Origin of the sequence: Acrocarpospora pleiomorpha (assembly GCF_009687885.1) — a bacterium.
Classification (GTDB): domain Bacteria; phylum Actinomycetota; class Actinomycetes; order Streptosporangiales; family Streptosporangiaceae; genus Acrocarpospora; species Acrocarpospora pleiomorpha.
The window spans coordinates 92,677-101,368 of record NZ_BLAF01000046.1 but is presented as its reverse complement, the minus strand read 5'-3'; the positions used below and the strand labels follow the sequence as shown (position 1 = coordinate 101,368).

General features: G+C 68.9%; 9 protein-coding genes. 4 read left to right on the top strand and 5 right to left on the bottom strand.

The window, feature by feature from the left end; all coding sequences use genetic code 11:
* Window positions 1-296: 296 nt before the first annotated feature.
* Both Aple_RS33925 and Aple_RS33920 read left to right on the top strand, forming a co-directional pair.
* Complete coding sequence (locus tag Aple_RS33925; RefSeq protein ID WP_155348814.1) at window positions 297-1,100, top strand: hypothetical protein; 804 nt, start codon at window positions 297-299, stop codon at window positions 1,098-1,100.
* A complete protein-coding gene (locus Aple_RS33920) occupies window positions 1,097-2,170 on the top strand; it encodes a glycosyltransferase (protein ID WP_155348813.1) in 1,074 nt (357 codons plus the stop codon). The genes Aple_RS33925 and Aple_RS33920 overlap by 4 nt, the downstream gene beginning before the upstream one ends.
* A 76-nt stretch (window positions 2,171-2,246) precedes the next feature.
* On the opposite strand, the gene Aple_RS52355 is transcribed toward Aple_RS33920, so the two are convergent.
* On the bottom strand, window positions 2,247-2,408 hold the full coding sequence (locus tag Aple_RS52355) for a hypothetical protein (protein ID WP_170321787.1): 162 nt from the start codon (window positions 2,406-2,408) through the stop codon (window positions 2,247-2,249).
* 219 nt (window positions 2,409-2,627) lie between these two features.
* A complete protein-coding gene (locus tag Aple_RS33915) occupies window positions 2,628-4,001 on the bottom strand; it encodes a hypothetical protein (protein WP_174889913.1) in 1,374 nt (457 codons plus the stop codon).
* Between the two features lie 160 nt (window positions 4,002-4,161).
* Here Aple_RS33915 and Aple_RS33910 point away from each other — a divergent pair, with 160 nt between their 5' ends.
* Entirely contained in the window at window positions 4,162-5,334 is a 1,173-nt protein-coding gene (locus tag Aple_RS33910) for a mannosyltransferase family protein (RefSeq protein WP_170321786.1), read from the top strand.
* Here Aple_RS33910 and Aple_RS33905 read toward each other — a convergent pair.
* The gene (locus Aple_RS33905) at window positions 5,309-5,842 is read right to left on the bottom strand and encodes a gamma carbonic anhydrase family protein (protein ID WP_246264972.1); all 534 of its coding nucleotides are present in this window, start codon (window positions 5,840-5,842) and stop codon (window positions 5,309-5,311) included. The two genes, Aple_RS33910 and Aple_RS33905, sit on opposite strands and share 26 nt — an antisense overlap.
* A 155-nt stretch (window positions 5,843-5,997) precedes the next feature.
* Here Aple_RS33905 and Aple_RS33900 point away from each other — a divergent pair, with 155 nt between their 5' ends.
* On the top strand, window positions 5,998-7,080 hold the full coding sequence (locus tag Aple_RS33900) for a hypothetical protein (protein WP_155348810.1): 1,083 nt from the start codon (window positions 5,998-6,000) through the stop codon (window positions 7,078-7,080).
* A 368-nt stretch (window positions 7,081-7,448) separates the two neighbouring features.
* On the opposite strand, the gene Aple_RS33895 is transcribed toward Aple_RS33900, so the two are convergent.
* Together Aple_RS33895 and Aple_RS33890 are read right to left on the bottom strand one after the other, a co-directional pair.
* Entirely contained in the window at window positions 7,449-7,667 is a 219-nt protein-coding gene (locus Aple_RS33895; RefSeq protein ID WP_155348809.1) for a hypothetical protein, read from the bottom strand.
* 167 nt (window positions 7,668-7,834) lie between these two features.
* Window positions 7,835-8,587 (bottom strand): GntR family transcriptional regulator, encoded by a 753-nt coding sequence (locus Aple_RS33890; protein WP_155348808.1) that lies wholly within the window; start codon window positions 8,585-8,587, stop codon window positions 7,835-7,837.
* Window positions 8,588-8,692 lie beyond the last annotated feature (105 nt).

Here is an 8,692-nt window from a genome sequence, read left to right as displayed (position 1 = left end):
AGAGCAGCCTGGAGGTCGTGGACGTGGCCCAACTCCTGATCAAGTCAGTCAAGTCCCAAGGGTAATCGCCGCACCATTAGTCGTATGTCCCGGCTTGGCCGCGCCTGTGTCTGGACTGAGGAACGCAGGGTCGCGAAGCGGCCCGGAGTGACGAGGGAAGACACAGGCTGAAGGCGGCCAAGCCCGCCGTGCCGGAGGCGCGGCCAATGTCACAGCATCACAAAAAGCTTTCTCCACATAACGGGAAAATCACGGTAACCTCAACGTTGGCTCAATCAACGGGGAGGGGGCTGGAAGTGGGTGTGGTCGTCACCGATGCTGAGGTAACCCTGGCGGACGTCCTCTCCCTGAAGATGGCCATCCAAGAACCCTTGGCGGCCGGAACCCAGCTCGTGCTTCGGCACCGGGGGAGCGGGGCGGAACGGCGGGTGATGCTCGGCACGCCCGGCCGGCGCGCCCGGGAGGCCAGCGTGGCCGTCTCGCTCGGCCCGCTGGCGTTATTGCCCGGCCGCTGGGACGCGTACCTGCAGCAGGATGGCCCGCGCACCCGGATGCAGAGCGTGGATCCCGGCTTCTCGCTGGACCGCCTCGACGCGTACGCGCTGGGTCGCCGCACGATGGCCTACCGCGCCTACCGGACCCGCAACGGCTTCCTGGCCATCAAGATCGCCGAAGCCGCGCCGGTCGCGGACGTGCGTGCGGTCTGGTTCCGGGAAGGTCGTTTCGAGGTGACCGGGCTGCTCGCGTACACCGGCCTGACCGACGACGACCAGCATCACACCGCCCGGCTGGCGCTGCGCCACAGCGACGCCCAGGTGATCGTCACCGCGACCGTGCAAGGGGTGCGGTTCCACGCCGCGCTCTCGCTGTGCGACGTGCTGGCCGCCACGCCCGACTCGCAGGGCGTGTGGGAGCCCTCGCTGGAGATCGACGGGATGGACGAGCCGCTGGCGCTCGGCGCGAGCCTGGACGATGTGGAGGGCAAACGCCGCAGGGTGCACTATCCGGCCACCCGCATCGACGGCGTGCCGATCAAACCCAGTTTCACCGCCGACGACCAGCTCCGCCTCGAAGTCGGCCCGGGGATGAGCGCGGCGTGAAGATCACGTTCCTGATGCCCTCCGCCTACGGGATGCGCGGCGACGTCCGGGCCATGCTCAACCTCGCCGCCGCCCTCGCGGAACGCCAGGACGTCGAGATCATCAGCGTCAAGCGCACCAGGGACGCGCCGTTCTTCCCGCTCGACGGCCGGATCAAGCTGCGCTGGCTGGTCGACGCCCGCCCCGGCCGCCACCTGCTGCCCCGCGGCCAGGTCCGCACCGAAGTGGCCCTCTGGCGGGCCCTGCGCGCCGTCCGCGCCGACGTCCTGATCACCGCCCGCCCGGGCCTGAGCGTGCAGTCCGCCAGGTACGCCCCGCGCGAGACCATCAGGATCGCCCGCGAATGGACCAGACCGGCCGTCCCTGGACCGGTCCGCCGGTTCTACCCCCGCCTGGACGCCGTGGTCACCAACACCGAGACCGGCCGCGACGAATGGTCCCGCCTGCTCGACGACGAGCTCTCCGTCCACACCATCCCCGACGCCCTCCCGGCCGGCCCCTGGCCGCGTTCCAGGATGGACAACCGCATCATCAGCGCGGGCGGCCGCTGGGTCGCCCCCAAAGCCTTCGACCGGCTGGTACGGGCCTTCGCCGTGGTCGCCGACAAACGCCCCGACTGGCGGCTGCGCCTCTACGGCGCCGGCTCGGAGGAGAAGCGCCTGCGCGCCCTGGTCGCCGAGCTGAGCCTGCACAACCATGTCTACTTCATGGGCACCACCCCCGATCTGCCCGGCGAGTTCGCCAAGGCGTCGATCGTGGCGGTGCCGTCCCGGCACGAGGTGCTCGGCATGACCGTGGTCGAGGCGCTCGGCTGCGGCGTCCCCGTCGTCGGATTCGACGGCCCGCGCGGCCTGAGCGAGTTCGTACGCCCCGGCAGGGACAGCGTCCTGGTCCAGCAGGGGGACGGCGAGACAGAGGCGTACGCGGCCGCGCTGCTGTCCCTCGTAGACGATGAGCGGCGCCGGATGACCCTCGCCGCCGGCGCCCTGGAGTCGGCCGCCGCCCACGCCGCCCCGACGGTCGCCGCCCGCTGGCAGGAACTGATGTTCGGCCTACGTTCGCGGGTGTGATAGAAGCACTGACTAGTCCCTACCAAAAACCATCCCGGACCCCATATGGAGTCCGGGATCAGTTTCGTCAGTGACTTCAGCGGCTCGCCGAAGTCCGCAACCCGAGCGCGTTGTCGAGCTCCTCCAAGGTCAGTCGGTCATCCGTGTAGTTCACGGCCGCCAACACCTCGGCGTAGAGCGCGATCTCGTCCAACGCGACACGGTCATGGACCCGAGAGTCCAGGTCGTCGTGCCCCACCGCGCTGTCCTTCCTTCCGCAGCCCACACCCACTTCGAGGTTACGTCCGTGTGTCTTGGCGCGACATGGCCCATCGGGACCATTCCTGACGCCAGGTGTCCCTCCACTGACCATTTCCCGGATTCTGAGATCACAATTCGGTGAATTCTCCGAGGTCACAGGGGTGGTATTGCTAAAGGATGAAATATCCCTAATTGTGGGGTAATAGTGACCTATCTGTTAGGTGGAGTAGAGCCAGTCGGAAGTGGTCTCAGTGACCCGTTTGCGCGGCGTGGTGGTGGGCTCCGGCGGCAAGTCGTCGCGGTTGTGGACGAGGCACTGGCCGACCGCGGCGGAGACCGGGAAACCGGTCGGCGGCGGGGTCGCTCCGGCCAGCTCGCACCAGGCCAGACCGGTCGCGTAGGCCGCGCCGAGGAACGCCGCGGCGGTGGACCGGTCCGGGGGCGTCAGGCCCTCCGGGAGGCGGCCGTCGACCGGCCAGCACCCCCGCAGCGGATGCCCGGGCTCGGCCAGCGTGACGTACATCGCCTGCCTGATCCCGTCATCCATCCACGGATACAAATATGTCACCGCATCGGTAGTCACCGACGCCACATCCGCGGCCAGCAGACTGGCCGCTACCGCCCGGGGATCGGCCCCCGAGTCCGCGGTGTACGCCAGCGCCTCCACCAAATCGTAGAAAACATGCCGGAAATGATCGCCCGGCGACACCTCCGACAGCGCGGCCGGAGCCAGATTGGGCGGGCAGCGCAGCAGCCAGCTGTGCGCCACGGCCCCGGACTGCAGCGCGGTGTGGTCCAGCCAGGGCTGGTTCAGCACCTGCTCGATCATGGCGATCAGCGCGCTCGCCCGGGGCCGGAACCGGGCGTCGGCGCGGAGCGCCTTGGCCGTCCGCGCCATCAGGGCGGCCAGGCGCAACCCCGCGTCGGGGAATCCGGACCGGCAGCGCTCGGCGTACAGCTCGACCAGGTCGGCGAGGCCGACCGGGGGCAGCCAGCGCACGAACTCGTCCCCGGGCAGCGGGCGCGCCAGGAACTCCCCGAACATCGACAGCATGACCTCGTTGCCGTCGAACGCGGGGGCGTACGCGCACCACATGACCGTGCCCCAGACCGCCGCCACCGTGCTGGCCACCTCGGCGGCGAACACCTGCCGGAACGGGCCGCCGGTGAGCGGGAAGTCCTCCCGGCGCAGGCCACGATGGGTGATGATCAGGTCCCGGACGCGCTCGGTCACCTCGTTCGGCACGTCGGGCCCGACGAAGCCCTGGGTCGAGCCACGATCGACGGAGAAGTCAGGACCGGTGGGGACCACCCAGTAGGGAATGGGCACGGTGACCGGGCGGGTGGACGCGCGGACGGGCAGGCTGGCCGGGGGAGCCGACAGGTGCCACTGACCGTCCGGATCCAGGCGATACCACCGGGCGTACGCGCCGAACAGCCAGCAGACGCCGTCCTGGGTCGCCAGGGCGCGGCGGGAGATGGCGTCGGCCCGGGATTGCGTGGGCGTCAGCGGCCATCGTGGGTCGGCCACCATGGCACGCACATCGCGTTCCATGGCGGCGAAGCCGTCCCACTGCGCCCCGTAACCCACGGTGCAATGGTAGAACTTCCTCCCCGCTTTTCCTGTTCCAATATCTGGACTGACCATGGCTCAAGGCGTGAATCTTTCACCTCGCTGACCTGCGGGAATGCCGGGGACCTGGGATTCGTCGGCGCTACGCTCTTGGCATGCTCGGCTGCCATCTACTTCCATGTCCTTCGTGACCGAGACCCGGCAGGACATGGCCGTATCAGAATCTGAGACGGCGCCGCCGCGCCCGCTGCCCAGGTGGCTGGGTTCGGCCTCCGATCGGGCCGCGCTGCTGGTGTGGTTTTTCTGGCACGTCGGGACGTACATCTACATGGTCCTGGCCGCGCCCGGGCGGACCGAGGCGCCGATGCTGGACCGGCTCACGCCCTGGGACGCGGACAACTTCATCATCATCGCCGAGTGGGGCTACGACGGCTCGCCCGGGATGACCGACGCGCCCAAGCTGGCCGCGTTCTTCCCCGGGCTGCCCTTCGTGCTGCGGATCCTGCACTGGGTGATCGAGGACTGGAGCCTGGCCATCGTGCTGGTCTCGCTGGTGGCCAGCGCGGTGGTGGCGGTGGCGCTGTCGAGGCTCAGTGACTCCTACCGGGAGGGCACCGGCACCTGGACGGTGATCGCCTTCTTCCTGAGCCCGTTCGCGGTGTTCATGCTCGCCGGCTACTCCGAGGCGCCCTTCCTGGCGCTGGCCATTCCCGCCTGGCTGCTGGCGCGGCGCGGGAAGTGGGAGCAGGCGATGGTGGTCGCGGCCCTGGCCTCCTCTATCCGGATTTCTGGGCTTTTCCTGGCCCTGGGACTCGCCGTGATGTTCCTGACCGCCGAGAACGGCCTGCGGGCCCGTGGCTGGCGCACGCTGCCGTGGCTGGTCGTGCCGGGGCTGCCGGTGGTGGCGTACATGGTGTTCCAGTGGTCGCGTACGGGTGACTGGATGGCGTGGAAGAACGTCGAGGCCGAATACTGGGGGAGGTACGCGGAGTGGCCGTGGGACACGTTCGTCAACACCTGGAACCGGTCGCTGGAGGAGGGCGCGCTGCAGACCTCCTACCGGGAGGAGATCCTGGCTGCGGCCGTCCTGGTGATCCTGATCATCTGGCAGCTGGTGCGACGGCGGTGGGCGGAGTCCGCCTACCTCGCCCCGCAGGCGGTGGCGTTGCTGGCGATGTCCTCGTTCTACATGTCGGTGGGCCGGGCTTCCCTGCTGTGGTGGCCGCTGTACATCGCCGTCGGGCTGACCGGTGCGCGCCGACCGTGGGTCTTCATGCTGTACGTCGCCATAGCGGCACCGGTCATGGCCATCAATGTCGGAAATTTCACCACCGGGGCATGGGTCGGCTAGCGCGGTGCCTTTCCGCCTTTTCCATGTAGCGTGACGGGGTTTCGGCGAAGGACGCCCGGTCGGCCTCGGTGAGCTCGCGGATCACCCGGCCGGGCACGCCCGCCACCAGCACGCCCTCGGGGATCTTGGCGCCGGGCGGGACCAGCGCTCCGGCGGCCACCAGCGTGCCCGCGCCGACTCGAGCGCCGCCCAGCACGATCGCGCCGATGCCGATCAGGGCGCCCGACTCCACGTGCGCGCCGTGCACGGTCGCCTTGTGGCCCAGGCTCACCCGCTCCTCCAGGATCGCCGGTTCGCCCGGGTCGGCGTGCAGGCAGCACAGGTCCTGGATGTTGCACTCGGCGCCCACCTCGATGCGCTCGTCGTCGCCGCGGAGCACCGAGCCGTACCAGATATTGGCGGACCTGCCGATCCGCACCTGGCCGACCACCACCACGCCGGGGGCGAGCCAGGCCGTTGGATCGATTGAAGGGGTGTCGTCATGGTCAAGACCTGCGATAAAGGGCATGCCATACATGATCCCACGCGCCGTTACACGGCCGACACGGCCCGTGTCGGATATTTCCGCAAGCAGCTGGGGCGTTCAGGTTGCGATGCGGGTCGGATAGCAGGAAAGTCGTGTCCTGACGTGTCGTTCCGCCTTTCGACTCCCCAGGGCCCTCCATGACGAACCAGACCGATAATTTCCCCGACCTCATGAGCGACGACTCCTTCGAAGTCGTCATGCGTGGCTACAGCCGTCGCCAGGTCCACGACTACATGATCCGCAGCCGCAACCAGATCCGCGACCTCGAAGAGCGCCTGGCCCGGACGATCGACCAGGCCGAGCAGAGCCGGCTGGAGCTGGCCGACGCGCGGCGCAAGCTGACAGAGTCCCCGCAGAACCCGGACGAGCTGGGCGAGCGGCTCAGCCAGATCCTCAAGCTGGCGCACGAGGAGGCCGCCGCCAACAAGGAGGCCTCTCAGAACGACGCCTCCAAGGTCAGGGACCAGGCCGCCGCCGAGGCCGAGCGGCTGGTGAACGCCGCGCGCGAGCAGGCGGAGTCGATCAGGACCGCCGCCCAGGAGGAGGCCGAGCGCCGCATCCACGACGCGACCGCCTCGGCCGAGCGGCTGCTCTCCCAGGCCGGGGCCGAGGCGGAGGAGAAGGTGGCCACCGCCAGCGCCGAGGCCGAGGAGACCCTGCGGGACGCGCGCGCCGAGGCCGACCGCCGGGTGACCGCGGCCAAGCTGGAGTCCGAGCGCCTGGTGTCGGACGCGCAGTCGGTGTCCACCACCACGCTCACCTCCGCGCAGCGCCGGGCCACCACGCTGGACGAGCACACCGGCCGCCGGGTGGTCTACCTCACCGACACCCACACCGAGGTGGTGCGCCGCCTCAACGAGATCGGCGTGGTCCTGGGCGACCTGCTGCAGCGCGAGTCCAGCGCGGGCCCGCTGATCGACGAGGCCTCGGTGCTGCCGCCCGCTCCTTCGGTGGAGGAGGGCTTCGAGGAGGACTTCTCGGGAGAGGGCTTCAACGACGAGGGCTTCTCGGGAGAGGGCTTCCCGGGAGAGGGCTTCAACGAGCCGGAGGAGGCCGCGGTCGAGACCAACCCGGTGCGGCCGGCCGGGCCCGCGCCGGAGCAGGCCCCCGAGGCGGTCCGCCCGGAGCCGGCCCAGCCCGCCCGCGTGCTCGACGGGCCGGAGGAGCCGGTGAGGGCGCGCCAGGCGAGCCACGACGAGACGCCGCCGTTCCGCGCCTAGTCCCGTGGCGGGAGGCGTTCTTGGTTGGTGCCCGTGGAGGCGCCTTTTTGGTTGGCACCAGCGGTAGCGCCTCCACGGGGGTTCAGGGAATGCGAGCGAGCGTAGGCGAACACATGTTTTGATGAGGTCAACGTCGCCCAGAGTTGCGGGGAGACGCAAAACGCCCGTGGAGCCGGTATAAGACCCACAAGGTGGGCGGTCGGTGCTGAAGCGGGAACCCCGGAAACGGGGAACGCCAGGCCGTAAGGCTACGGCTGCCTGTCCGTGCTCGCATTTTGATCACATTTCAGGTAACGGTATCGGGAACCCTTGAAAGCGGAAGCCCCCGCCCCCGATCGGGTCGGGGGCTTCCGCGCTCAAGGGTTGGGTCAAGGGTCCGCGGATTTGGCACGTTCCTCCTGTTCGTGCAGCTGCTCGCGTAACCCCTCCGGCTCGTCCGCGTCGATGGTCATCGCGCAGCCGGCTTCCCGCTGAGCGGAGGTGAGCGGGTGGTGCCGGGTGGCCCACCACCGCCCCGCGTCGCTCCGCCAGATTGTCCATTCCGGATACTCGCGGGCAATCTCGGCAAGATGCCGGTCAAAGGACATCCGCCCACCTTTCCCTCGCCGAGCCGCCCCAGGGTGCTTCTCCCGCGACCCATGCCGATCTGGGCCTGCGAGAACTTGACGTCTCACCCTCAAGGTGCGGGACTTCTCTAGAGAAATCAATGATCGGGATGGACAGGTCAACGTATCGCCGGACTTGTCTCCTTGACCTAGGCGTCGAAGTCGTACTGGAGTACATACGCGGCGGCGTCCATGGTCATCTCGTTGAGCTCGACCGGGATGCCGCCGGAGGTGTATGCCGTACGCGCCACGATGAGGATGGGGTTGCCCGCGGGAAGGCGGAGAAGTTCGGATTCGTTCGGGGCGGGCATGCGGGCCCGCACCTCCTCGGTGAAGTGGACCGGGGAGTAGCCGAGGTCGCCTAAGCGGGCGTACACACCGCCGGGCCCGGTGTCCGGGAGGGTGATCGCGGTGCCCTCGACGAGATCGGCCGGAAAGTGGGACGCGGCGAGCTGGACGGGGCGGCCGTCCACCGAATAGCGCCGCCGCCGGACCCAGACCTCGTCGGAGTCCAGCACCCGGCCGACGTCCTCGGTCGACGCCAGCCGCTCGATGTGGACCTCGTCCACCGTGTACGCGCGACCTCGGGTGTCCGAATCCCAGATCGCCCGGCCCTGTCCCCACTGTTCGCGGGAGAGCCGTCGTGAACCATGTCGTCTGATTGGCCGAAACAGCCTCACGTAGACCCCCGAACCTCGGCGCGGCACTGCCAAGCCCTCATTGATCAAAACGGCCAGCGCCTGCCGTGCGGTGGCGCGCGCGATGCCGTACTCCGACATGAGTGCGTTCTCTCCCGGAAGCCGATCCCCGTCTCGGAGTTCGCCGGACAGGATCTGGCTACGCAGACTGTCGGCGATACGCCGATAAATCGGGGGCTCGTGCTGCGCCGGGGATTCCGTCACGTGTGATCACCCTCTGTCACCAACGGGGAGTTAGCGTCTCCAGAGAACTTGCCCCGTCTTGACCACGATCGCACAGAGTTGTTGGTAGGTCCCGTGCCTATTTTT

Bases quoted from the DNA above. Each gene is read 5' to 3' on its own strand.
- Aple_RS33910 (WP_170321786.1), top strand. From the start codon at position 4,162: ATGTCCTTCGTGACCGAGACCCGGCAGGACATGGCCGTATCAGAATCT.
- Aple_RS33905 (WP_246264972.1), bottom strand. From the start codon at position 5,842: ATGCCCTTTATCGCAGGTCTTGACCATGACGACACCCCTTCAATCGAT.
- Aple_RS33900 (WP_155348810.1), top strand. From the start codon at position 5,998: ATGACGAACCAGACCGATAATTTCCCCGACCTCATGAGCGACGACTCC.
- Aple_RS33895 (WP_155348809.1), bottom strand. From the start codon at position 7,667: ATGTCCTTTGACCGGCATCTTGCCGAGATTGCCCGCGAGTATCCGGAA.